The organism is Planctomicrobium mucosum, assembly GCF_051466335.1.
GTDB lineage: Bacteria > Planctomycetota > Planctomycetia > Planctomycetales > Planctomycetaceae > Planctomicrobium.
Genome location: NZ_CP195793.1, coordinates 615404 through 640333, shown reverse-complemented (window position 1 = coordinate 640333; position 24930 = coordinate 615404). Strand labels below are relative to the sequence as shown.

Here is a 24930-nt window from a genome sequence, read left to right as displayed (position 1 = left end):
AGCATCCGGCTCCTGACAGAGTCGGATGCTACAGTGAATATCACGTCCGGAGCCTCCGGTCTTTAACAGTTTAAGTGATCATGCCAATCTCATCCAAAGACGTGACTTGGGTTGAAGAACCTGAGATGAACTTCTGGGAAGCGATGTTTCTTCCGGCCATTGTGACTGGATTGAAAACCACCTTTCGTCACGTCACGCAACGAAAACCGGTCACTCAACAGTACCCGGAGGTTCGACCGGACCTTCCGAACCAGTACCGCGGAGTTCATCGTCTGAATCGAGACGAGAAGGACCGCGTGAAATGTGTGGCCTGCATGCTCTGCGCGACAGTGTGCCCCGCTCACTGCATCACGATTGAAGCATCCCCTGCTCCACCTGAATGGCCAGACCGCGACAAGTTTCCAAAGTCGTTCGTCCTGGATGAGCTCCGTTGCATTTACTGTGGAATGTGCGAAGAGGCCTGTCCTGTCGACGCCATCGAGTTGACTCACATTTACGACATGACCGGTCACTCTCGCGAATCAATGACATTCGATCGTGAGAAGCTCCTCAGCATCTACGATCAGACTAAAGACAATCCGAAAGACCCGATCCGTACTGCCCGCGGCAAACTGGGACCGGCTTCCGAGTTTGTTGAACTGCCGACACTCAGTCCTGCGACTCAGGTCGCCGAATACGACCGGGCTGCCAAAGCACCGACCGCTGGTGTCATTGCTCCGACTCCAACTCAACGTGCGGAAGGGGCTCAATAATGGAATGGGTTTCACAAAACATTGTGCTGACGATCGCGCTGGTTCTCAGCGCCGCAGGGATCTTTGCGATGGCTCCCAAGCCATTGAAGATTCCTCGTCTGGCTGGACTCCTGCTGACACTCGCTGGAGGTCTCGCATTCGCAGTTCACTTTGCTCCACAACAAGCCATCGTCACTGAAGACATCCTCTTTTACGTCTTCGCTACGGGGGCCTTGCTCGGTGCCGTATTGATGGTCACCAGCCACAATCCCGTATACAGCGCGCTCTGGTTCGCTCTTGCAACATTGTCCTCTTGCGGACTCTACCTGCTCCAGAGTGCTCCATTTATTGCCGCTGCGACCATCATCGTTTACGCCGGAGCGATCATCGTGACGTTCCTGTTCGTGATTATGCTGTCACAGCAGAGTGGCCTTTCAATCTACGATTCACGAGCACGCCATCCATTGTTGGCAGTCGTTGCTGGATTCATTCTGCTGGGAGCATTGCTCTCGACGATTGAAACCTTGCAGTTGAAAGTGACAGACAGCACTCTCGTTGCAGACACTGAAGAAGTTGTCACCAATCCATACAGTCACCCGGAAGCTGATCAGCCACTGGGAACTTTGAAAGGGGTGGGTCGCGCACTCTTCAGCGATTACCTGTATTTTGTTGAAGTGGGCGGAACGCTCCTGATGATCGCCAGTATCGGGGCAATCATCATGGCACCGCGGAAGGAGCAGGGAACACTATGACGGGGGATTTGAATCGCTATCTGGCCGTCGGCGCTGCACTTTTCGTGTTGGGAGCAATTGGCTTCCTCACACGCCGAAACCTGATCATGATTGTTCTATCATCCGAATTGATGCTGCACGGGATTTCCCTGTCGCTGCTGACATTTGGTCGAATGCACAACACACTTGAAGGCCAAGCCTTTACTGTTTTTGTATTGACAGTTGCAGCAAGTGAAGCGGGATTGGCACTGGCATTAATCCTGGCGTTGTACCGCCAGAACCACTCGTTGGACATTGATCTCTGGTCATCGATCCGTGAAGCGGACGTTGCTCCACCAACGCCAGATTCACCTTCTCTAACACCATCAGCACCTGCTGAAAGTTTCCCAACACTCGCACCTGCAGGACGTGCCCCTGTATTGTCTGAAGGCGACAAGGCGCTCGGCGACACCGGCCCATCCGGTCCACTGAGCTCCCGCCCGAAGAATATCCGTTCCGCATCAGATGCGACAAAATAAACGATCGCACTTTCCAGGCATCGGCAAAGATCATTCATGTCCGAATCGATTCAACATCTCATCCTGTGGCTGATCCCGGTTGCCCCACTTCTGGCAGCCTTGGTAACAGCATTCCTTGGACCGAAAATCCTTCGAGCGTCCAGCCACCTCCCATGTTGGATCGCGCTGGCCGTGTCGTTCGTTTGCTCGGTCATCCTGTTGACATCCATCGTTCCGGCAGCAGCCAAAGCCGATTCGCATTTCACTAATGTGATCGCTTCCGGCTACCAATGGCTGGAAGTCGGGTCAATGAGCGTACGAATCGATCTGCGTGCAGACCAGATGGCTGCCATCATGTTGACGATGGTGACCGGTGTCAGCTTGCTCGTCGCAATGTTCGCATCCGGATATATGAAAGGGGATGCTGGATATCCTCGATTCTTTGCAGCGGTGTCGTTGTTCGTTTTCTCCATGACGATGCTTGTTCTCTCGAGCAACTTCGTCATGTTGTTTGCGTTCTGGGAGGCAGTTGGACTTTGTTCCTACCTGCTGATTGGCTTCTGGTACAAGCGTCCGAGCGCTTCTGCAGCCGCCAAGAAAGCATTCGTTGTGAACCGAATCGGTGATTTTGGACTCCTGATTGCAATCTTCCTGATCTGGAAAACTTTCGGCTCTGTCGACTTCTACACTGTCCTGTTCCAGCCGGAACTGCTTTCGGCAGTTGCAGCTCAAAACCCAGGAACAATCGCCACGATCTGTGCGTGTCTGTTCCTTGGAGCAATGGGCAAGTCTGCTCAGTTTCCACTTCACGTCTGGTTGCCAGATGCGATGGAAGGACCAACTCCAGTCAGTGCATTGATCCATGCCGCCACGATGGTGACGGCGGGAGTTTATCTTGTCGCCCGTTGCACACCGCTGTTCGCATTGGCGCCGACGGTGCAGATGACAATCACAACTATTGGAGCAGCCACCGCACTTCTCGCTGCCCTGATCGCACTGACACAATACGACCTCAAACGTGTTCTGGCTTACTCAACTGTCAGCCAGCTTGGATTCATGTTTATGGCTCTGGGTGCTGGCGCGGGTGTTCCTGAACTCGTCACACCTGCTGTCACAGCGGGAATGTTTCACCTGTTCACACATGCATTCTTCAAAGCGCTGCTATTCCTCGCGGCAGGAAGTGTGATGCATGCGATGGGTGATGTGATCGACATGCGACGCTTCAGCGGTCTCCGCAAGGCACTGCCAATCACCCATTGGACTTTCCTCGCTGGTGCTGCAGCTTTGGCTGGATTCCCGCTTCTCGCTGGATTCTGGAGCAAGGACGAAATTCTCGCTGTCCTAAGCGAAGCAAGCCATCACCGCGGCAATGGACAGTTCTTCCTGACCATCCTGATTGTTGCCAGCTTCACTGCATTGCTGACCGCATTCTACACCTTCCGTGCATACTTCATGACCTTCTGGGGTCCTGAAAAGTTCCCGGAAGAAGCGGGGCACCATCCTCACGAAGCAACTCCAATCATGGCGTGGCCACTCCGAATTCTGGCGGTTTGCGCAATCGGCATCGGGCTGGTATTGGGGCCAACCCACCTTTTCGCCGGTTATTTCCAGCAGACGCCGGGTCTGGGACATGTTGAATCTCATGGAATGCACATCAGCATCATGCTTCTCAGCACTATCATTGCACTGACTGGAATAGCAGCAGCCTGGTTCATGTATGCCAAGTCTCCAAAAACTGCGACCAGCTTGAAAACCAACTTGCGACCGTTGCATGAGATCTCACTGAGCAAATTTTACCTCGACGAAATTTATCACGGGGCCATTGTGCTCCCACTTCGAGGTGCTGGAAAAGCGTTTAGCTATCTTGATCGCTATGTGATTGACGGAATCGTGGACATCGTCGGAATGATTCCACGGGCCTTCAGTACATTGCCTCGATTGCTGCAGAATGGTGTTGTTCCCACGTATGCCTTGTGCATGTTCGGGGGAGTGATTGTGTGTGTCCTGATTATGCTGAACATTATTCGTTAAGCCCTGACAGGTCCGTACCCCGGGAACAATTCACTTCGCTGCGATTGAAACACAGGTTTTCATAACAATGGTCAGTATCCTGTTTCTCTGCCTGAGTATTCCGCTCCTGACAGCGTTAGCACTCACACTATTTCGAAGCTCCCTGACAGGCAGCAATGCCCGCTGGGTCGCGCTCGCAGGGTCCATTGCGACTACGCTGATGGCAACCCAATTAGTGACGGGTTATTCAGCACTCCCCAAGTCGTACCTCGGCAACGGCCCGATCCAGCCACAGGTGGAGTACAAGCATTCGTGGTTGACACTCAACACAGCGAATGCATCAGAAGCAGCAGAACCAGTCAAACTGGAATTTTACTTCGGACTAGACGGAGTCAGCGTTGCTTTGATCGCATTGTCAACTCTGCTGATCCTCTCCGCTGTTCTGATCTCATGGAATTCAGTCAAAACCCGATCTCCAGAGTTCTTCGCGGCGATCATGGTGCTCGAGGCAGGACTTGTTGGTGTTTTCAGTGCCTTCGACGTGATCCTCTTTTATGCCTTCTTTGAGCTGACGCTTATTCCGCTGTTCTTCCTGATTTCGATCTGGGGTGGAAATGCGGGACGCCAGGCTGCCGTTAAGTTTTTCCTCTATACACTCGCTGGCAGCTTTATCACGCTGTTGGGTGTCGTGACACTCATCACACATGTTGCAAGTCATGGTCTGGCAACTCCGACATCAATCCCAGCGATTGCGGAGTTCCTGAAAGCCAATCCGCTCAGCGTGGAAATGCAGACTGGATTGTTCCTCGCGATTTCGGCCGGATTTCTGGTCAAAGTCCCCGTATTCCCGTTTCATACATGGTTGCCGCTGGCCTACACCGAAGCTCCAATCGGCGCCACAGTGCTTCTTTCCGGAATTCTGGCAAAGCTCGGAACTTATGGTTTCCTCCGGTTGTGCCTGCCCATGTTTCCAGATGCTTGTCTCCAAGTCGGCGTGCCGTTGATCGGTGCGATTTCCGTCATCGGGATCATCTACGGATCACTCGCTGCCCTCGTGCAGAATGATCTGAAACGACTTGTTGCATATAGCAGTATTGCTCACCTTGGTTTCTGCACTCTCGGTCTCTTTGCGTTGAACGCGGAAGGGGTCACAGGGAGCGTACTTCAGATGGTGAATCACGGTCTGGCAACGGGAGCATTGTTTCTGATCGTGGGAATGATCGCTGAACGGTACAACACCCTTCGCTTGAGCGACCTTGGTGGACTGGCAGCACGCCTTCCACTGATAGGATGCGCAATGGTCTTCATTACCATGGCCAGCATCGGACTTCCTGGACTCAACGGGTTCACCGGCGAATTTCTGTCGCTGGCTGGGATGTTCAAACAACATGCTCTCTACGGGATCCTCGGAACAACCGGAGTCATTCTTGCTGCCTGGTACCTTCTGACCGCGGTTCAGACGATGTTCTTTGGTCCACTCAAAGAGACCACCAAGAATGACGCAGGTCCTTCGGACATGTCACTTCGCGAGTTCTTTGCAATCCTCCCTCTGGCAATTGGCTGCCTGTGGATCGGTGTGACACCCGCACCACTGGTGAATCTGATTAAGCCGGATATCGTCGCTGTTTCGAACCTGTACCTGCCAGATGCAGCGACAGAGCAGGCATCCACAGATGCTCCGACGCGTGACAGCGTTCGATTGCACAACACAATTGAAAACACCGTGGCTGCCGCACAGGCACAAGACACAATGATGGCTAAGAGGAGTTCGCTCAGTGGCAACGGCAATTGAACAGATCAACAACGCAGCGGGTCTGATCGTTCCCGAAATCATTCTGCTGGCGACAACCTGTTTCATGTTTCTGGCGAGCCCTTTTCTTGTCAGCACAAAAGGACAGGAGGAGGCTGGACTGCGCCATCGCTGGGGCATTCTGTCTCTGTTGGCATTAGGGACCGCAGGTTGGGTCTGGTTTCAGATTGAACCGCAGGCCGTTGGAACAGGTCCTTTCCGAGTCGACCCCTTTGTGTGCTACGTTCGCGGCCTTTCCCTTGTTTTCGGGGCGATCCTCGTACTGGTACTTTGGAATCAGGTTGAGGATATCCATTCTGCGGAAGCACATGCCTGCCTGCTTGCGATCATTGCAGGTGTCAACTTCACTGTTGTGTCGAACGATCTTGTTGGAATTTTCCTTGGACTTGAGTTGGTCAGCATCCCAACTTACGTCCTGCTGGCAGTTCCAAAGCATGGTCGTAACATGCGTGAAGCGACCATCAAGTATTTCCTGCTGAGCGTGTTTTCGTCCGCTCTGGTTTTGTACGGTCTCGCTTGGACCTTCGGTGCTGCTGGCACAACGAATGTAACAGGCATTGCCAACGCCATTTCACAGGCGTCTGAAGACGGCAACGGGATGATGCTGCAACTCGCACTTGCATTCATTGTCGCTGGACTCGGCTTCCGTATCACCGCTGTGCCGTTTCAATTTTATGCTCCAGACGTGTTTCAGGGGACGACATCATCCATCGCTGCGATGTTGTCTTTCGTTCCGAAAATAGTTGGATTTGCAGCGTTGCTTCGCCTGATTCCTTTGCTCGCCGGTGCAACTTCGATCGGAACATGGACGAACAGCGGGGCTGCACAATGTCTGCTCGCTACGCTGGCGATCCTCACCATGTTTGGCGGAAACCTGTTGGCTCTGCGACAGACAAACCTGCAACGACTGCTGGCCTACTCCAGCGTTGCACACGCAGGATACCTGCTCGTCGGACTGACCATGGGTGGAAACGGCAGCACAGTAAGCGGTGCATCCGCACTGCTGTTTTACCTGCCCATCTACGGCCTTATGACAATTGGTGTCTTCGCACTGATCGCCTGCGCAGGAACAAAAGGGAAGCCACTTCAAACTGTTTCCGATCTGGCGGGTCTCAGCAAAACACGTCCAGCCATCGCGCTCCTTCTAGCTGTCTGCCTCTTCAGTTTGACTGGCATGCCTCCCACGGCAGGACTTCTTGGCAAGTTGAACTTATTCCTGGCAGCTTGGTCCAGCGGTTCCGTTGAAGGTCAATGGCTCGCAGCCTTGCTGGCAGTCAACGCATTGATCGCGGCTTGGTATTATCTGCGATTGGTCGGAGTGATGTACTTCGAAGCTCCCGCCGCGGAGACCAAGGAAGGGATCGAACCTGCAAGCGGGCTGGCAGGAGTCATCTGCAGTCTGGGAACGATCGTTCTCTTTATCGCTCCACAATGGCTATGGGACGCAGTTCAACGGGCAGTTGGTTCCTGAACCGAAATTGAAGCAATAGAAAACTCGCGGCGTGTATGAACTTCGGTTTGTACACGCCTTCTTTTTTTTCTAGGACGCCAATTCAAATTCTCACCCCGCGAAGAAATCAACACCCGCTTTTCGGTCGACAAAACATGCAAAATTGTCCATGCTCACAAACCTGAATCCAACTCATCGGCAATAGCCGTTCTTTTCCAGAGGAACTTAGACATGCCACACACTTCCCCGAAGCTCCATAACGCCATGTGGCCGGGACTGGTCGGTAAAGAAGCCGGAACCGATAACCCACCCATCTCTCTGGATCGGATGTTGGAATTGACTGCCGGGGCTGAAGTCAATGGCGTCAAATTCGACGGAATCGACTATTTCCTCTTCCACCCGCACACAGACCCAGATGCGAGTGACGATGAGATCAAGGCGATCGCCGACAAGGTCGCCTCCTACGGTTTCTCAATCGGATCACTCGTTGCTCCAATCTGGCCGGGAACCGTTGGTGACTCAGCAATGGGTGATGCAGAGGCTCGTAAGAAGTTCGTTCTGGCGGTCGAAAAGGCCTGCCGCATCGCACGAATTTTCAATGAGCACGGCGTTCGACAATACGGTGTGATCCGCATCGACTCAGCGACAGGACCACACGATTGGTACGCTGATCCCGTCGGAAACACCAAGAAGATCGCTGAGACTTTCCGCGAAGCAGCCAAGGTTGCAGCCGACAACGGTGAACGTCTCGCTGCAGAAGGAGAAATTTGCTGGGCAGGGATGCACTCATGGAAAAACATGGTCGACTTGCTGGAAGAAGTCGGTAAGCCTGAGACCGTTGGATTCCAGGCGGATCTGGCCCACACCTATCTCTATCTCATGGGCTATAACGCTCCCGAGCACGCACTGCTGAAGCCCGGATACACAGATGAAGAATTCTGGGCTGCCTACAAGACGATGACAGACGCCTTGCGTCCGTGGACCATCGATTTCCATGTTGCTCAGAACGACGGCAGCGTGCATGGAACCGGGAGCCACGACAAAACAGGTAAGCACTGTCCAGCCGACGATCCAAACGGCAAACTCGACATTGTGAAGTGCTCTGGATACTGGCTTGAAGGAGCAGAAGAACGCGGCATCAAGCACATCTGCTGGGATGGTTGCATGTTCCCGAACTCCCTTCTGGAAACACCATCCACATGGAATACCATCCTGGATTCGATGATCAAAGTACGCGATGCACACGGGACCAACTAGTCTCGATCGACAATGAGTTCGCCATTACGTAATTGATCAACACCGGGAGTGAATCTGGGTTCGTCCCGATTCACCTCGACTCTCCCTGCGATCGCGTGAGTAGGTGGCGTTCTCATCATGAGCAAAGAAACGGCCGCGAACTGTGTGTTCGCGGCCGTTTCTTATTGATTCAGGATTTGAAGAGCCAATCCCCTGAGGACACGAACTTAAATTGCGGGGTGTCCGTTACTGACTCGATGGGACTCTCAGATGAGTTCTATAAAAACCCGCCGACTGCGGGGCAAACTGCAGCCGACGGATTTCACAGGGAGACGATCCGAGCCGTTCAAAATCGTTCCTGCACTGTGTTGACGTGAACGACTGATCTGCGATCAGCCAGCGTTCAGACTGACAAGAATTTCTGGAAGCGGAGCAACTGGAGGACGCGAAGAAATCCGATCTTCTGGTTTCTCAGCATTTTGATTGGCACTCTCATCTGCTGGTTCTTCGACCGCAGGTTTCTGAGCATTCACTGGCTTCTTTTCACCACCTGGACGTCGGTTGAATCCTGGATTTCGACCACGACCAGATCCCGGACCAAACTCACGGTCTTCGCCGTGACGTTGTGGTGGACCAAATCGCTCAGAGTGATCTTCGGTTCCTCTTTCTGGACGGGGCCCTGATGAATGTCTTGCCTCACCGCGAGGAGGCCCTTGTTCAGGTCGAACGCCGGGATGACGATCACCACGAGGTCCACGTTCATTACGAACTTCTGGCCTCTCTTTTGGAGTCTTTGCTTCTTCCTTCACTCTTGGTTCAGGACGGGCTTCAGGTCGAGGACCACCAAAGTGTTCTGAATGACGATCACCTGGTTTGTGATCTCCTCTGACCCAAGGATTTTTTCCGTGGGCGGCGTAACCATCACGAGTTGGTCGTCTCTGGAAGTTGAACTGACCGCCGGGACGATATGATCGCTCGAAGCTGAAATCACCGTAATGCCGAGGACTTTGGAAGCCGTAATGCCCACCGAATCCACGCTGCCCGAAATGAGGATGCTGGAACGATCGATGATGTCCATGCCCGAAATGCGATCCGTACTGCGAGAACCGACGATGCTCAATCGATGGTCCATAGGCAAACTTCCTCGCCCCGTGATGACCACGATTGATCGAACCGTAACCTCGATGCCCACCGTTCGTATGATGACGGTATTCGTTCATGCGAGGAGAATGTGCAAATCTCTGATGGTAAAATTTCCCGCGGTGCATCGCCTGATGAGGACCGCGATGAGATCTCCCTTTCTTCGCGATAGAGCGCTCCCCGGAACGAGATTGCGCAGATTTCTGATGCGCAGTCTGAAGGCGAAGGTGGAATGATTTTGATCCCGCTTCGAACTCTTCACGAGACAGTTGCCCGTCTTTGTCTTTATCGAGTCGGTCGAACATCGAGTCGTGGGGCTTTGAGCGTTCACGCAAAGGCTGATCTCCCTTTGAGTTCCTCTCAGTTTGAGTTGTCTCCTCAACATGAACAGCGTTTTGCTGCTCTGTTGTGACGACAATCTCATCATTCGCCTGAGCACCTGTCGTCAGGAAAGCCATTCCAAGTACAAACATCGGGAGTCTGAACGGTGAGCGCATGGAGTCACTCCTTATCACGCTGAGGGGATATTTCGCGTCTGCGGAACTCAAGAAAACATCCGTGGAAATCGCCTGTCGGTCGAAAAGGCCTTCCTGACCTGACCGATTTTTGAATATGTCCACTGACTCCATTTGTTTGAATGGAATCCGGACAGTAACGCAAATGGGGTCGTTCCCATCTCGTTCTGAATGGCCGATTTCAGTAACAGGGGAACCAGTCTGGTTTGATACCCGTTTTGCTCCCTGTTACAGAATAAAACACCTCAGATTCAGGATGGTTCCGAGGATCTGGAAAATTTCTTTTCAGAAATTCTTACGGTCTAAATAGAACAAGTCCCGACCAGCATCACCGCCAGTCGGGACTTGCTCCCGGATTTTTCGAGTCACACATCGACTTTATAAAAGACTCTCTGGAAGGACTCACTTCCAGAGGCATTCGACTCTGTGGGTGAAGTTGTCGAACTTCTCATTCACCCCTGAGCAGATGGCTAATCTTCCAGTTCGCTCTTTCGAGTCATCAAGGAAACAGCAATCAATGTCAGAAATCCAATTGGAATGGTGACGATCCCCGGTTGGCTGAACGGAACGAGGAATGGAGCATCCTGAGGATTCAGTCCATAGACGCTACGGTAGGTATCCGCGCTCATCAAGATCCAGGCGAGTGAGGAAACCATGCCCACCGTGACAGCAGCAATGATCCCAGATTTCGTTGTCCTCTTCCAGAAGAGCATCATTACCAGCGACGGTAAGTTGGCACTCGCAGCGACGCTGAAGGCCCAACCGACCAAATAGGCAACGTTCATTTTCTCGAAGAGAATCCCCAGAATGATCGCAATCGTACCGATCAGCACTGAGGCAAACTTGGCAATCCGCACCTGTTCACGATCATTCAGCTTCAACCCGCACACAGTGATCAGCAAGTCATGCGTGACCGCTCCACTCGAAGCAAGAATCAATCCACTCACAGTTCCCAGCACCGTGGTAAAGGCGATCGCTGAAATGATGGCAAACAACCATTCATTCATACTTTTCGCAAGTAACGGTGCGGCCATGTTGGAATCGGTGACATCCAGTGCACCGCTGACCATCGCTCCGAGTCCCAGATATAGCGTCAGAACATAGAAGAACCCGATCGCTGCAATTCCAACGATGGTACTCTTCCTGGCACTCACTTCATCTTTGACGGTGTAATAGCGGATCAAGATGTGAGGGAGTGACGCAGTTCCGCAGAACAGGGCCAGCATCAGCGAGATAAAGTTGATCTTGTCCGTGTGCTTCTCACTACGGACTCCTTTAAATGTCGGACTGTTCCCCGGGAGGAGCACATCGCTTCCCGACGTCACTTTCTGATAGTAGACAGTCGTCTTGGTCCCATCGCTTTCATTCACGACTTCGCTAGGCCATTGAACGACCTTGCTATCGTGCAATCTCTGGAAGAATGCAACAGGCCCCAGTGGACCAGTTGTTGTTTCCCCGCCCGGCAACTCGCTGATGAAACCGACTGGATGCAATTCCGGTTCGCCCTTTTTCCGCCCCTTCAGGCGTCCGTTGACGAAGATCTTTCCTTCATGATTGCGTGAGATTGTCTGAGCTTCACGCAAGATCACCTGACCATTGCCAGCATCTTCGATTCTCCAGGTAATCGTTTCTCCTGTGCGATCATCGGTCGTCCGCACATAGGGAAGTCCCAGCCACGCAGAATCCAGACGCAAGGTGGTGTGACCATTCAAATTGTCGCTGGTCCAATTGGAGTCGTTCAGCTCCGCTTCATCGACCGGACCGACCACACGGAAACGATGCTCATCAATGCCCCCTTCCTTCACTGACAATCCCTGACTCAGAATCATGATCGTCAGAATCAGACTGAAGACAACAAGCAGCCCTCCTTTGAGAAACTGAACGTACGTTGTCGAGACCATCCCTGCGGAAACGACGATCACGATCACCGTTGCCCCCACCAGAGTGACTCCCTGCCAGTGAGCAAGCCCTAAGAGCGGTTGTACGAGGACCCCTGCTCCGACCATTTGGGGGATCAGGTAGAAAACACTCACGACCAGCGTGCTGATACCAACAGCAAGTTTGATCCCGCGAGATTGGAAGCGTGCATCGAGAGCATCGGCGAACGTGAACTTGCCAAGTCGTTTCAGTGGTTCAGCGACCACAAACAACGCAACGATCCAGCCTGCTAGATAGCCGATGGAATACAGAAATCCATCGTAGCCATAGAACGCAATCATCCCGCAGATCCCCAGAAATGAGGCTGCCGAGAGATAATCACCAGCGAAAGCAATTCCGTTAATGAACCACGGAATCTGCCCGTGAGCGGTAAAAAAACCGTCAGACGACTTCGCCCGGCTTCCCAAATAGAAGCTCAGCAGCATTGTCAGCCCGACAAATGTCAGAAAAACGATGACCGCAGTCAGATTGTGTTCGTAGATCATCGCTGCCCCTCACGTCGATCTCCATCCGGGCGACAGAGAAATCCGTACACCAGAGACAGCACCAAAGCGAAAACAATCAGGAAAAACCCATAGAGAATCGCGAGATTCAGACCAGGTACGGGTGTGAGCGCCATCGTCGCGGGTGAATAGGCATTGAGGCCTACAAACCCCGAATACAGCAGAAGATAGACTGCGAACAGCCAAAGCCCGATTCGGGCATTTTTCGACATTGATCAAACCTCATTAAATCAACAATCGCCGACATGAAGATACTGGTAATCAAAGGAAGTGAACAGGGGACGGAGGGCTTTCAAACCAGAAGTTCCCGTCCAACCGCCGACTTACGAAAACACAATCACAGAAAATTCCACCAATGATTCCCCTTTGCTCAAGTTCACCTTTCTCCTTAACATATCCACAGGCTTCTTTGCTCATTTTGTCCATCCTCTGAGGTTCAGGCATGACGGAATTGAATCGCTCCGACACTGGGGCTGCGATCGACAAACTCGGCAAAGCCTACGAAGACATTCGCAACCAGATGTCCAAGGTGATTGTGGGACAGTCGGAGGTCATCGATCAGTTGCTGATCGCTCTATTCAGCCGTGGACATTGTCTGCTTGAAGGTGTTCCTGGTCTCGCAAAAACGCTGATGATTAACTCGTTGGCAAAATGCCTGTCGATGAGTTTCAGCCGCATTCAGTTCACACCAGACCTGATGCCCGCGGACATTACCGGAACCGACGTCCTCGCCACCAACAAAGAAACCGGCGAACGCGAATTCAAATTCATCCGCGGCCCATTGTTTCATAACGTGGTCCTCGCAGACGAAATCAACCGAACCCCTCCCAAAACACAGTCCGCATTGCTCGAAGCGATGCAGGAACGACAAGTCACAGTCGGCATGACCCGGCATACACTGCCTCACCCTTTCTTCGTGTTGGCCACGCAAAATCCCATTGAGCAGGAAGGAACCTACCGCCTTCCAGAAGCGCAGCAGGACCGCTTCATGTTCAAAGTGTTCGTCGATTACCCTTCCTATCAGGAAGAAAAACTGATCGCCCTGCAAACGACAGGGAACCGATCGACCGAGATCACACCTGTTCTCAGTACAGAAGACATTCTGAGTATTCAGGAATTGGTAAGAGAAGTTCCGATCACCGATCATCTGGTCGACTATGCCCTCGCACTGGTCCGACAGACACGTATTGGCCAGGAAGGTGTCCCGAGCTTTGTGAACGAATGGCTGAGCTGGGGAGCAGGTCCGCGTGCGGTTCAATATCTGATCCTCGGGGCGAAAACCCGTGCGTTGCTCAAGGGCCGCACCTACGTTGCAGCTGAAGATTTGCAGGCTGTTGCGACTCCAGTCCTACGACACCGTATCGTCACGAACTTCTCCGCGGAAAGCGAAGGAATCACAACCGATACCGTGATCAGTAAGCTCATCGAGCTGACTCCCTCCAAAGAAGGGGAACTCACGAGTGATCCCCGCATGAAGGCGATTTTTTCCGCTCCTCATGCGAATTCGTAAGCTCTCTGACTTGTCTGTGAGATGAATAATGTCGAAATCTGATCTCGAACACCGACTCTCTCCGGAAGCCCTGGCCCGGATTAATCGGCTCGAGATTCAGGCCCGGCATGTTGTCGAAGGATTTATTTCCGGACAGCATCGTAGCCCCTTCTTCGGGCAATCCATCGAATTCGTTCAGCACCGCGAGTATGTCGCTGGGGACGATATTCGACGAGTTGACTGGAAAGTCTGGTCCAAGACCGACAAGTACTATCTCAAGCTCTACGAAGAAGAGACAAACCTGCGCACGACGATTGTCGTCGATGCCAGCGAGTCGATGCAGTTCGGGAAGAAGGACAACAGCAAGTTCGACTACGCCTGTTCAATCGCCGCAGCACTCACCTATCTTCTGCTCAGGCAACAGGACGCTGTCAGTCTCTCGATCTTCGACGAGAACATTCGAACGCGACTTCCATCCAGAAGCAGTCAGAACCATCTGGGTTCCATTCTCTCCGTGCTTGCAGTGGAGAGGCCGACTCGCAAAACCGACATGCTCGGAACACTTCGCAAGATTGCTGATGAGAAATCCCAAAAGGGAATGGTCGTTCTGATCTCAGACTTCTTCACCGATCGTGAAGATCTCTTCAAAGGGCTCAAGCTCCTCCGACAACGTGGGCACGATGTCCTGCTGTTTCATATTCTGGACGACGAAGAACTCGACTTTACGTACAGCGGTACCACGAAGTTTGAAGGGCTCGAATCCTCGGGCGATGTCACCTGTGATCCACGGTCACTTCGAGATGGATACCTGGCTGCTATGAATGCGTTCGTCGATGATCTTCGTCGACGCTGCGCTCAGAACGTTGTGGATTACCAGTTGATCCGAAGCAGTACCCCTTTAGACGCCGCTCTGCGTCATTACATGAACAACCGCGTCGGCATGGGCGCGAAGCGCTAGCGTGCAACTCAATTCATGAATTATTGAGGACGCTGTCGGTCTCAACTGCACTCCATCGACTTGCCCGCAGTACTGGCTCTCTCACGCGGTGCCGCTGGCCTGTTCCATTGAGACACGTTAATATAACAAACTGGCACACAAAACAGAGCCTGCCTCACACGCATTGGGGTCACTTAAATGTCTCAGCGTTTTCAAAGAAAACTGGCATTTACTGTCGTAGATGTCGTTGTTGTTATGAGCATTGGAGTGCTCATGATTGGGTTATTCTCGCCATCGGTCCAAAACTCACGTGAAGCAGCGCGGCGATCGCAATGTAAAAACAATCTCAAACAGTTTGGTCTGGCACTCCATAACTACCACGACGTCTTTAATTGTTTTCCTCCGGGCTATATCTATAAACAAGGCAAGATCGACGGCGAGCCAGCGAACCTGAACGGAAATGGCTGGGGCTTGGCGTTGACTCCGTTCATGGACCAAGCTCCCCTCTATAACCAATACAACTTCAATCGCCCATTGACCGATTCCCGGAATCAAAAGGTTCGAGAAACACACATCCAGCACTATATCTGTCCGCTTGACAACTATTCGACAAAGAATTTTTACGAACCATCAGACCAAGAAATTCGTTTTGCCATGTCATCCTACGTCGGCAACTTTGGTCCACCAGACATGATCGAAAGTCCGGAGAAAGGTTTGGGGATCTTCTTCAGAAACTCCAACATTCGCCTTCGAGACATTACGGATGGAACATCGAATACCGTCATGACAAGTGAACGAGCAAATTGGGAACGTCCCGAAGAGGGAACTGAAACACCTCATCCAAGCACCATTTGGGCGGGTGTCGTTCAAAATCCCGAAGATCCAGATGATGATGGTGCTTATCTCACACTCTTTCAGTCTGGCCATTCCCTGAACAGCGACGAGAGTGACCATCGTGATGTCAGTTCACCACATGAAGAAATGACACATTTTCTATTCTGTGATGGATCGGTTCGTGCGATTTCAAATGATCTCGACTTGGAGATCTACTCGCTTCTCACAAATCGAGAAGATGGAAAACCTGTTCCAGAATTCTAATCCCCCTCGTATCGATCTGAATTCCAAAGAGCCATTCACCGATGAGGTTGATGGCTCTTTTTATTCTTTCAACGCCAATCAGTGTGGGGAAGTCGATTGTTGAGCAAATAGACGCCGTGCTTCATACGGTAACAACTCTCCGAGCAGATCGATCCCCGATGCGATGCGGTACGTCATTCCAGCACTGGCGAAGTCCCGCAACATGTCGCCAATCAAACTTCGATCCACCGACAAGGGAACAAAGACCTTCTTGTCTTTGACCAGCGATGGCCAGTGCTGATTTCCAATCGCGACCCCTAATTGAAAACACACTTCCAACCCTTCGGAAATCGAACGAGTCTGCAATTCCGCGAGTTCGACGATGAGCACATCCGGAAGCGTCATCTTCAGGACGATTCCCCGCTTCTGAACAGCATCCCAATCAATCACATCTCCATCGCGAAGCTGAATTCGCCTGTCAAAAGACAGTGTAATCGCAAGCCCGGAATCAGTTGTCTTCTGAAGTCCGCTGCGAACTCCCTGCACTGGATTCAACTCCAGATGATCGACAGTCCCAAGAGCGATTCGCTGTCGCCACTGGGGATCGTCAAGGTTTCCCAGCACTGTCTGTGCAACAATCACGACATCCCCCGAACGCTATACGGAATACAGAAATCGATCATCGTACCCGATTGCGGGATTTGAGATGCGACGACCAGTAATGGACGGTCTTTGCCACAGAGGTGATCACGTTTTTAATTTCCTTCTTCACCGCGAACTCTGGGCCTGCGGGAAGAAACAGATTCACCCCCTCACGGCGAACCATCACGTTTTCCACAATGATCGCCCGCATCAACCAGGCAGCCATCTCCTCACTGTGGCAGCGAATTCCAATCCAGCCAGCGACAGGACTTCGAAAGGTTGGAAGTTGAGTCACCAACCTGATCCCCCTCTCGATTTCTTCGACAACTTGCGCGTACCGTTCAGGCTGGGCAAGGGCGTCGTAGGACGGGACTGCTTCGAGGAGTTTCCCACGATGCGGAGGGCCACCAGCAAGTGCGAGATCACAAAAACTCGTCCAGATTTTATCCCATTCCACAACACCGAATTCATCAGAGTTCAACTGGGCCGATCCCATCGAGGTCGGAGCCACAGTATCGAGCGCCCCGCGATACTCGGAAGGCAACATCGATTCGATACGACGCTCGAGTCGTTGCAACTCGTACCATTCTTCATCGGTCAGGAAACTCGATGATTCATCGCGAATCGACTGGTTGTCCGAGTGGAAGTAATCCTCACTAGGAATTGCAGTCAACCGATTAGCCACCAGCAGATTCACCATGACAGAATGGGTCAGCGACATTCGAACAATCCGGGCAGGCGAATCTGACAATAGTTGATCGAGTGATTCCAACTCATTCTGAGTCATCTCCCAGGGAACAATAAATTGCTGTTCTTCGCATTCTTCAGCATCGCTCATGAGTTCGTCGAGACTCGGACGCGCCGCATTCAGGAAGGCAGCCTGCACATCGCGAAAAGAACTCTCCTGTAAAGCCAGAAATGCCAGCCTTGCGACATCGGTATTCGCAAGTGGAGATTCACTCCCCTCCCCGACAAGCACGACTTTGGTCGCTTCTGCGGAATGTTCAGACAGCTTCAATTCGTCGACGACAGTCGCTCTTATCCAGGCTGCGATGTCAATCCATTTCAATGCCGGTGCAATCTCGAAGCTGATCTCTGGCCACTGCTTCCTGGCCCACTCGATCGTCCGACGAATCTCGCCGAATTCTGGAACTGGCAGAACACCCACAGGAAGAACGACGAATCTGTTTCGCCCCTGCCGTTGGCCTTCTTCTATCCGCATCGAGAGTGGATGATGATCCCCGTGAACAGATAACACCAGATCACCCAATCGACGTCGCAGGCTTTCACACAACGCAGCAACCTCAGTTTCGGACCACTCAACATGGAAATCCCGAAACCAGAGTAGTGTGGCTCCACTTCCTGTTGGTGACATCTCGAATTCCTACTCACAGCCCAAAGAAGAACGCCTGCTATCGAAAGAATCTCTTCGAAAGACAGGCGTTCAGAATTCTCACCGAATCATCCACAGAAGACTCTGTTTCATGAGTCTCACATTAGATATCCAGATCTTTGACATCCAAGGCATGCTTGTCGATGAACTCTCGTCGTGGTTCAACGTGATCCCCCATCAGGACGCGGAAGATTTCCTCGGCTGCCGCTGCATCGTCCAATGTGACCCGCTTCAGCAATCGAGTTGCGGGTTCCATAGCGGTCACCGCCAATTCATCATGGTTCATTTCACCCAGTCCTTTGAACCGGGTGTACGTCAAACTCTTCGCCCCGAGCTCGCGTAACGCAGGAACAAGTTCACGCAGGCTGAGGAGACGACGTGGAGCACTGTGCCCGATGATCTCGTAAGGATAAACCTGCTCCGCGTTTTTCGGTGGAGCAGCGATCAGATCGTTCAACGAAAGCTGGAATTTCTCCTGCAAAGCTTTCAGCACTTGATTGATCGTACGAACTTCGAACAAATCCGACTTCGTAATGGTATCGGGTACCGATGCGTCAGGGCCTTCAGCCGCACCGTCGACTGGAGCTGCAGGAGTCTCCGACACTTCGGTCAATTTCTGTTCGCTGATATAGGCGTCCAGTTCTTCACGAGTCGCAAACCAGCTTTCTGTCGTTCCGCGAAATGCTCTGAACCGAGGCAACATTCCGTCAGCCGTCGTGTGCTCGATTGCCATTCGACGCAGAGAAATTCCTCGGCGTTCCAGGGATTCAATGGGCTCTGCCAGTCCATCCAAAGCCTCTGCCAGATCCAACAACTGTTCGCCTGAAATTTCACGCCGGTCAATTGTCCCAACCGTCGTGGAGCCAATCAGGCTCTCACGTGGATGAATCACGAGAGATGCTCCCCCGATTCCAATTCCGAGCAATTCATCCATCATTTCTTCATGCGTCTGAACGTATCGCGGCTTCTTACCACGAGCGATCACGCGATACAGCGGAGGCTGGGCAACATAAACGCACCCTTGCTTCAGCAGTTCCCGCATATGCCTGAAGATGAATGTCAGCAGCAGGGTTCGAATGTGAGAACCGTCGACGTCGGCATCGGTCATCAGAATGATCTTGCCGTAACGACGCTTCGCAACGTCCACCTCTTCAGCCAATGGAAGAATTCCAATCGCTTTGAAAAGGGCTGTGACTTCTGTGTTCGCAAGCACTTTGAGGATCTGCGCCTTTTCGACGTTCAGAATCTTTCCTCGAAGTGGAAGCACCGCCTGCGTTGCTGAGTCTCGGCCCTGGTCTGCAGAACCACCGGCCGAGTCCCCTTCCACGAGGTACAGTTCAGAAACATCGAGACCGTGATTTCGACAGTCTCTTAATTTTTCTGGGAGTCCCCCTCCAGAAACTTTGTTCTGGGAGCGAGCCATATCTCTCGCTTTACGAGCAGCCTCGCGAGCCTCAGCAGCACGAAGCCCCTTCTGACAAATGTTCTTGGCAATCGATGGGTTTTCTTCGAGGAACTTCGTGAGCACGTCGCCCGCAATCGAGTTCACCGCTCCGTCAACTTCAGGATTGGTCAGCTTGATCTTGGTTTGAGCTTCAAACTGTGGATTTGGAATACGAACGGTAACGACAGCAGCGAGACCTTCTCGGAAATCGTCCCCGGATGGATTCATATCCTTGAACAGGTTGTGAGCTTTTCCATAGTTGTTCAGAGAGCGAGTCAACGCTGTCTTGAAGCCGGAGAAGTGAGTTCCCCCTTCGGAATTGGAAATACCGTTCGCAAAACAACGGACAGCTTCCGAGTACCCTTCATTCCATTGCAATGCGATGTCGACTTGAACCGCATCAATGACACCCTCAATTCGGATGACATCTGGATGAATCGGTGTCTCGGTTCGATTGATCCATTTCACGAATTCAGCCAAGCCGTCCTGGTAGCAGAAGGAGTCCGACTGGCCGCTCCGCTCATCCTGAACGTTGATATGAATTCCACCATTCAGGAACGCATAGTCCTGCAAACGCTTGTGGATGGTGTCATAGTTGAACACGGTGTTCGGGAAGATGGTGCCGTCCGGTTTGAACGTCACCTTCGTTCCTGTTCGGGTTGTCTCTGCCCCCTTCGTCAACGGAGAGCTGAGGCGTCCTTTGGCGAATTCCAGATTGTACTGAAACCCTTGCCGACAGATTTCGACTTCGAGCCATTCGCTCAAGGCATTCACAGCAGTCACACCAACGCCGTGGAGACCTCCGGTTCCGACCGCATACGCTTTGCGGTCAAACTTTCCTCCAGCGTGAATCTCGGTAAACACCACTTCCGCAGCAGGTTTGCCAGTCTCTTTCATCAGATCAACGGGAATCCCGCGGCCATCGTCAGAGACGGTCACAGAACCATCGCCATTGATCTGCACGTTCATCACCGAAGCGAAGCCGTTGGCGTACTCATCCAGCACATTATCGGTCACCTCGTAGACCAGATGATGCAGGCCAGCGAGGTCAGTTCCCCCGATGTACATCGCGGGACGATGCCGAATTCCGTCGATCCCCTTCAGATGCTGAATCGTATCGGCACTGTAATCTTCGGAAACGGGTTTTGGATTCGTACTCATGAGTCTTCCAATGAAATCGTGCTCAGTCATCCGGGAACGGTGAAACGTGATGATCCTGGTTGGACTCGCTGGTCTCCAGGATCATCAATTCTCAATCACTAACGCACTCCCAGATCTCCTCGCCGCTTAAACTTGAGATCCTTGATGCGCAAATCAGCATGATCACTCTGAAGACGCTCGAGCAATTCCTGTTTGCCAAACGCAGCCAGTTCGCTCATCAACGCAGAGCTCGACACACCAATCTGCAAAACTCCGTTTTTCAAACTCAACACTTTTGTCTCGCGAGACAGGTCTTCACCCGCCACTTTTCGCCAGATTTCGTGGAGTTGCCGATCCCCTTGGACCCGACCATACCCTTTCGCGGCGAAGAGCTTCGAAAGGACCGAATTCAACGTATCCGGCTCGCTCGTATCGTACGGGCGACTTCGTTCTTTGGGGCCAAGTGGCATCGCGACTCCTTCCGTACAGGAACACCGTAACAGATCGACGCGTTCGATTCGCGAAAATCAACGCCTACCGATCGTCACGTGCTAAAGGCATCACAACGTAGGTGTAGTTTCCATCAGCCTGAAAAACAGCAGCACTATTGCTGTCGACAAGACTCAATGTCACAGGACCTGCAGGTTCCAGAACCCGCAGGAACTCCTGCACGAAACGAGGATCGAAGGTGACAGTAAACGCCGCCCCCTCGAAACTGACAGGTAATTCGATTCGAGAAGATCCCACGTCCTGCCCAAGGCTGGTCAGAGTGAGTGTTCCCTCGTTGAACGCGAAATCGACTCCGCGGCTTTCTTCGTTCGTCACAATCATCGCCTGACGAACAGCAGACAGAAATGGTCCGACGACGAACTCGATCTTGATTTCACAATCTTGTGGAATCACGTCCTGATATCTCGGGAATCGTCCTTCGACCAGACGGGCATAGATCGTAGACAATCCACTTCGAACGAGAACGTGATGCGGGTGAATCGCGAGATGCACTTCCTGATCTTCATCGTGGATTGAACGCTCGATCAAAGACATCGCTTTCGCGGGGATGACAGGCTGCCCAGCTTCTTCCTGGACAGTTCCATGAGCTCCACATCCTGTTTTGACGACAGCGAGTCGTCGACCATCTGTGGCAGCCAGAGTCAGATGCTCAGCATCCAGTTCAAGCAGCACTCCGCCCAAAGCGTAACGAGTGCTTTCTGTGTCCGTTGCAAACAGGGTGCGATGAATCCCCTGCTTCAACGCTTTTCCGGAGAGCACGTAGTAGTCGTTGTCTTCAAACTTCGCGACAGTTGGGAACTGGGCGGGATCTTCACCACTCAAACGGAATTCGCTATTGGATGTGCGAATCCACAAAGCTTCTTCATTGACTTCGATCTGAATCGTGTCGTCCTGCACTTCACGCAGAATGGCGTTCACTCGCTGAGTTGGAAGCAACACCTCTCCGACTGACTCGGTGACGACGTCTGCCAACTCGTAGCGGATGCCGACCTCTTCATCTGTTCCAAGAAGGGTGGCTTTCCCGTCAGCAAGCGTCAGTTTCACATTCCTAAGGATCTCTTTGGGAGAGCGTTGAGGAACAACGCCGCTGACAATGCTAAAGGCAGCCTGCAGTACATTGCGGGGACAGCTGAGTTTCATGGGTGACAACCACTCTTTGAACAACGCGATAGACCAAAACGGCCCCTTGGACCATTCTCAAAAGAGAAGGTATCAGTAACCGTATCATAGTCGATGATGAGTGGTTTCGGAACTGCTACTCGACGTATCTAAGCATCAATTCTGCTTCAGGTTGCACGAATTTCGAGTGATGTGATTTCGCGTCGATAACCTGTTTGTGAATTGTGCGAAATACGTGGAGACACTCTGGAGAAAAAAGGAGTTCTCAACAGACGTGATTTTCGTGCTCGTCGGGGCTTAATTTGGCAACAGAAATGCCCACACGATATCAACGAGTTGTCGACGCCAAATCACGCAGCAACTGCATGGATTTGTGGAGTCCATTCGACAGGAAAATAAGGTGTCTAGGTAAAGTACACGCATTGAATGTGTTTGGAAGATTGGTGACTCTGTTTTGAATAGGAAATTTGGAAGACAAGGTACTCGCGAGAAAATATTGCGACTTTCGGGTAAATTCAAATCATTGTAGAGACTTTGTTCTCAATCTCTCGGGGAATTTTGGGAAATGCTCAAGTGGGAGAGTTGCGTTCGCAGGCGGGAGTCTCGGTTGATGCGAAATTGAGCAGAATTCGCATTGGAGAGGTTGGTCCAGGCTCCCCTTCTGCCGCCGATTCAAATCGGAAGCAACGTCAGTCACGAGATTCGATTCGAGTGAGTGCGTTCCGGATCAGTTGAAAATTTTAAAAGTCAACTCGAAGGCATCGTTGGGTATTTGTCTCGCGAGTTACCTTCTGAAGTGGTTTGGATACTCAGGCCATCTATGGATTGTTGGCGACTGAGTCTCGCCTTGAATGTTCAAACAGAGTTGACCAGTCACAATGTTTGGATACACTCTGCTCTCGCCGCGGTCGTGGCGGAATTGGCAGACGCGCAAGATTCAGGTTCTTGTGTCCGATAAGGACGTGGAGGTTCGACTCCTCTCGACCGCACTCAAAAGGCCCCTTGTCTTCAAGACGAGGGGCCTTTTTTATTTGTCGTATGAAGTCGACAACACGTACAAGAGAAGCGTCTCAACTTTGCCCCGGACAGCGTGGCGAACTCTTGTGGCTGAATGCAAAAAGCCCGTGCAAAATGAATTGCACGGGCTTTGACAGACGTTAGTCGCATTAACAGTTCTACGAGGCGCTCAACAGAGCAGGCTCTTTGACTTCGACTCGTGGGTCGCGCCAGTTGAAGCTGTGATTGATCGCGAACTCTGAAAGTTGCTTCAGCATCTGGCGATCGACCAATGGGCAAGGGAGATCTGGCAAGGCTGCAATCGTATTGGACGAATCGAATTTCGGATCGTCCTTCCAATACGAGTGGTAAACCTCCATGTGTTTCATGAAGAGTTCGCCAATCTCGCCGCCGCCGACAGTGCCGTTCACACCAGAGAACATCACTCCATACATTCCAACGATTTCTTCGATCACATCTTTGATCAGCCGAACAGTGATTGGGACTCGAGGGGTCAGATGGTATGTCTGGCCGTGGAGTTCGGGAGTGGTGAAAATTCGGGCCATCGCTTCCGAAACCCAGTCGACGGGCACGAGATTCTTGCACTCGTAGCCTTCAACGTTGATCTGGAATGAGCTTGAAAGCATCTTCCCTGTGAAGTCCTGGACACCCAGGCTTTGCGACAATGTCAGTCCCAACTGAAGCATTGCGTAGTAGTTATGGTAAGTGAACGTCAATCCGCTTTGGCTGTCACCGACGATGATGGCGGGACGAAATACAGTCAGAGACTTGATGTGGTTTGCGGATCGAACCAACTCCTCAGCTTGGACTTTGCTCTCCTCGTATGGGTTTGCAAACTCTTGCCCCATATTGAGTTCTGATTCGTAGACGAGTCCATCACGTTTTCCTGCGACGTAAGCTGTCGACACATGGAAAAAGTTCTCGATGCCAGCTTGCTCAGAGAATTCGAGGACATTCTGGACACCGCCGACATTGGAACGCCAGGGTTCGGAGTCTTTACCGGTGCTGACAAAAGAGAGGCTTGCAGCGTTGTGGATAATTGAAGTGCAGTTCTCGGACGCCCAGCTTAGTTCCGGGCCAGTCAAACCGAGATCCGGGCTGATGATATCCCCACAGAGCACAACAGGTCGTGGAAGAGAACGATTGAGTTCCTTTTCCCAGACTTGCATTGCTGCTTCGATGCGCTGGTGTGGACTGTTTCGACGGCTAGGACGAACGAGAACCGCCATGTCGACTCCCTGGCTGAGGAGGTCTTTCATGAGGTATCGGCCAAGTAAACCGGTGGCGCCGGTCAGCAAGACATGTCCCATAGTTCGTGTATTCTCTCTGGATTTCGATGATGCCTAGCGATTGAATTTCGCTTCGATTGGCTGAACTCGCATGACTTCGAAATTCGGTTTCATTTCGAATGGTGAAGCGAAATTGCGGGTGGGCCGATTTGCGTCGGAGGTGCCAAAGTCACCCTGAAATTTTAGTAGGCATGGCAATGAACATTACTACTGGCACACTCGAATTGATTTTCGAGTCCAAGTAGGGGGTGGTCAAGAGTGTTTTGACCAGCATCCACCAATCACGGTCGAAAGTAGGCGCAACTAAACTTT

Annotated in this window: 19 protein-coding genes and 1 tRNA gene; 11 read left to right on the top strand and 9 right to left on the bottom strand. The window is 52.1% G+C overall.

Translation table 11 applies throughout. The features are described 5' to 3' along the window. Positions 1-80: 80 nt before the first annotated feature. The 7 genes from SH668x_RS02720 (at position 81) to SH668x_RS02690 (ending at position 8486) form a co-directional block, all read left to right on the top strand. The gene (locus tag SH668x_RS02720; RefSeq protein ID WP_437187161.1) at positions 81-752 is read left to right on the top strand and encodes a NuoI/complex I 23 kDa subunit family protein; all 672 of its coding nucleotides are present in this window, start codon (positions 81-83) and stop codon (positions 750-752) included. Beyond that, entirely contained in the window at positions 752-1483 is a 732-nt protein-coding gene (locus SH668x_RS02715) for an NADH-quinone oxidoreductase subunit J family protein (protein ID WP_437187160.1), read from the top strand. Before SH668x_RS02720 ends, SH668x_RS02715 begins: the two co-directional genes overlap by 1 nt. After that, positions 1480-1980, top strand: coding sequence for an NADH-quinone oxidoreductase subunit NuoK (gene nuoK / locus SH668x_RS02710; RefSeq protein WP_437187159.1), 501 nt, complete (start codon positions 1480-1482; stop codon positions 1978-1980). Before SH668x_RS02715 ends, nuoK begins: the two co-directional genes overlap by 4 nt. Before the next feature lie 36 nt (positions 1981-2016). Then, positions 2017-3990 (top strand): NADH-quinone oxidoreductase subunit L, encoded by a 1974-nt coding sequence (gene nuoL / locus SH668x_RS02705; RefSeq protein ID WP_437187158.1) that lies wholly within the window; start codon positions 2017-2019, stop codon positions 3988-3990. 67 nt (positions 3991-4057) lie between these two features. Further along, entirely contained in the window at positions 4058-5761 is a 1704-nt protein-coding gene (locus tag SH668x_RS02700; RefSeq protein WP_437187157.1) for a complex I subunit 4 family protein, read from the top strand. Beyond that, on the top strand, positions 5745-7250 hold the full coding sequence (locus tag SH668x_RS02695; RefSeq protein ID WP_437187156.1) for an NADH-quinone oxidoreductase subunit N: 1506 nt from the start codon (positions 5745-5747) through the stop codon (positions 7248-7250). The genes SH668x_RS02700 and SH668x_RS02695 overlap by 17 nt, the downstream gene beginning before the upstream one ends. Before the next feature lie 210 nt (positions 7251-7460). Next, positions 7461-8486 carry a sugar phosphate isomerase/epimerase family protein gene (locus tag SH668x_RS02690; RefSeq protein ID WP_437187155.1) on the top strand — a complete coding sequence of 342 codons (1026 nt, stop codon included), beginning with the start codon at positions 7461-7463 and terminating at the stop codon, positions 8484-8486. A 371-nt stretch (positions 8487-8857) separates the two neighbouring features. On the opposite strand, the gene SH668x_RS02685 is transcribed toward SH668x_RS02690, so the two are convergent. From SH668x_RS02685 to SH668x_RS02675, 3 genes are all read right to left on the bottom strand, one after another. Beyond that, entirely contained in the window at positions 8858-10102 is a 1245-nt protein-coding gene (locus SH668x_RS02685) for a hypothetical protein (protein WP_437187154.1), read from the bottom strand. Between the two features lie 488 nt (positions 10103-10590). Further along, a complete protein-coding gene (locus tag SH668x_RS02680; protein ID WP_437187153.1) occupies positions 10591-12543 on the bottom strand; it encodes a cation acetate symporter in 1953 nt (650 codons plus the stop codon). Beyond that, the gene (locus SH668x_RS02675; protein ID WP_437187152.1) at positions 12540-12773 is read right to left on the bottom strand and encodes a DUF485 domain-containing protein; all 234 of its coding nucleotides are present in this window, start codon (positions 12771-12773) and stop codon (positions 12540-12542) included. Before SH668x_RS02675 ends, SH668x_RS02680 begins: the two co-directional genes overlap by 4 nt. A 230-nt stretch (positions 12774-13003) precedes the next feature. On the opposite strand from SH668x_RS02675, the gene SH668x_RS02670 reads away from it, so the two are divergent. The 3 genes from SH668x_RS02670 (at position 13004) to SH668x_RS02660 (ending at position 16085) form a co-directional block, all read left to right on the top strand. Further along, positions 13004-14071 carry an AAA family ATPase gene (locus SH668x_RS02670; protein ID WP_437187151.1) on the top strand — a complete coding sequence of 356 codons (1068 nt, stop codon included), beginning with the start codon at positions 13004-13006 and terminating at the stop codon, positions 14069-14071. Between the two features lie 28 nt (positions 14072-14099). Continuing rightward, entirely contained in the window at positions 14100-15008 is a 909-nt protein-coding gene (locus tag SH668x_RS02665) for a DUF58 domain-containing protein (RefSeq protein ID WP_437187150.1), read from the top strand. A 252-nt stretch (positions 15009-15260) separates the two neighbouring features. Continuing rightward, positions 15261-16085, top strand: a complete 825-nt coding sequence (locus SH668x_RS02660) for a DUF1559 domain-containing protein (protein WP_437187149.1) — start codon at positions 15261-15263, stop codon at positions 16083-16085. Positions 16086-16163: 78 nt separating this feature from the next. On the opposite strand, the gene SH668x_RS02655 is transcribed toward SH668x_RS02660, so the two are convergent. The 5 genes from SH668x_RS02655 to dnaN form a co-directional block, all read right to left on the bottom strand. Continuing rightward, the gene (locus tag SH668x_RS02655) at positions 16164-16706 is read right to left on the bottom strand and encodes a hypothetical protein (RefSeq protein WP_437187148.1); all 543 of its coding nucleotides are present in this window, start codon (positions 16704-16706) and stop codon (positions 16164-16166) included. Between the two features lie 37 nt (positions 16707-16743). After that, positions 16744-18081 (bottom strand): sirohydrochlorin chelatase, encoded by a 1338-nt coding sequence (locus SH668x_RS02650; protein WP_437187147.1) that lies wholly within the window; start codon positions 18079-18081, stop codon positions 16744-16746. A gap of 121 nt (positions 18082-18202) precedes the next feature. Further along, entirely contained in the window at positions 18203-20704 is a 2502-nt protein-coding gene (locus SH668x_RS02645; protein WP_437187146.1) for a DNA gyrase subunit B, read from the bottom strand. Between the two features lie 98 nt (positions 20705-20802). Then, positions 20803-21153, bottom strand: a complete 351-nt coding sequence (locus tag SH668x_RS02640) for a DUF721 domain-containing protein (protein ID WP_437187145.1) — start codon at positions 21151-21153, stop codon at positions 20803-20805. 64 nt (positions 21154-21217) lie between these two features. Then, complete coding sequence (gene dnaN / locus SH668x_RS02635) at positions 21218-22333, bottom strand: DNA polymerase III subunit beta (protein ID WP_437187144.1); 1116 nt, start codon at positions 22331-22333, stop codon at positions 21218-21220. 883 nt (positions 22334-23216) lie between these two features. Between dnaN and SH668x_RS02630 the strand changes: the two genes are divergently transcribed. Then, a tRNA-Leu gene (locus tag SH668x_RS02630) sits at positions 23217-23301 on the top strand. A 186-nt stretch (positions 23302-23487) separates the two neighbouring features. Here SH668x_RS02630 and SH668x_RS02625 read toward each other — a convergent pair. Beyond that, complete coding sequence (locus SH668x_RS02625; RefSeq protein WP_437187143.1) at positions 23488-24639, bottom strand: SDR family oxidoreductase; 1152 nt, start codon at positions 24637-24639, stop codon at positions 23488-23490. Positions 24640-24930 lie beyond the last annotated feature (291 nt).

Excerpts from the sequence above, each read along its gene's own strand:
- SH668x_RS02715 (WP_437187160.1), top strand. The coding sequence starts at position 752 with ATGGAATGGGTTTCACAAAACATTGTGCTGACGATCGCGCTGGTTCTC.
- SH668x_RS02640 (WP_437187145.1), bottom strand. The coding sequence starts at position 21,153 with ATGCCACTTGGCCCCAAAGAACGAAGTCGCCCGTACGATACGAGCGAG.
- nuoL (WP_437187158.1), top strand. The coding sequence starts at position 2,017 with ATGTCCGAATCGATTCAACATCTCATCCTGTGGCTGATCCCGGTTGCC.
- SH668x_RS02645 (WP_437187146.1), bottom strand. The coding sequence starts at position 20,704 with ATGAGTACGAATCCAAAACCCGTTTCCGAAGATTACAGTGCCGATACG.
- dnaN (WP_437187144.1), bottom strand. The coding sequence starts at position 22,333 with ATGAAACTCAGCTGTCCCCGCAATGTACTGCAGGCTGCCTTTAGCATT.
- SH668x_RS02690 (WP_437187155.1), top strand. The coding sequence starts at position 7,461 with ATGCCACACACTTCCCCGAAGCTCCATAACGCCATGTGGCCGGGACTG.
- SH668x_RS02720 (WP_437187161.1), top strand. The coding sequence starts at position 81 with ATGCCAATCTCATCCAAAGACGTGACTTGGGTTGAAGAACCTGAGATG.
- SH668x_RS02680 (WP_437187153.1), bottom strand. The coding sequence starts at position 12,543 with ATGATCTACGAACACAATCTGACTGCGGTCATCGTTTTTCTGACATTT.
- SH668x_RS02700 (WP_437187157.1), top strand. The coding sequence starts at position 4,058 with ATGGTCAGTATCCTGTTTCTCTGCCTGAGTATTCCGCTCCTGACAGCG.
- SH668x_RS02675 (WP_437187152.1), bottom strand. The coding sequence starts at position 12,773 with ATGTCGAAAAATGCCCGAATCGGGCTTTGGCTGTTCGCAGTCTATCTT.
- SH668x_RS02625 (WP_437187143.1), bottom strand. The coding sequence starts at position 24,639 with ATGGGACATGTCTTGCTGACCGGCGCCACCGGTTTACTTGGCCGATAC.
- SH668x_RS02665 (WP_437187150.1), top strand. The coding sequence starts at position 14,100 with ATGTCGAAATCTGATCTCGAACACCGACTCTCTCCGGAAGCCCTGGCC.
- SH668x_RS02650 (WP_437187147.1), bottom strand. The coding sequence starts at position 18,081 with ATGTCACCAACAGGAAGTGGAGCCACACTACTCTGGTTTCGGGATTTC.
- SH668x_RS02685 (WP_437187154.1), bottom strand. The coding sequence starts at position 10,102 with ATGCGCTCACCGTTCAGACTCCCGATGTTTGTACTTGGAATGGCTTTC.
- SH668x_RS02660 (WP_437187149.1), top strand. The coding sequence starts at position 15,261 with ATGATTGGGTTATTCTCGCCATCGGTCCAAAACTCACGTGAAGCAGCG.
- nuoK (WP_437187159.1), top strand. The coding sequence starts at position 1,480 with ATGACGGGGGATTTGAATCGCTATCTGGCCGTCGGCGCTGCACTTTTC.
- SH668x_RS02670 (WP_437187151.1), top strand. The coding sequence starts at position 13,004 with ATGACGGAATTGAATCGCTCCGACACTGGGGCTGCGATCGACAAACTC.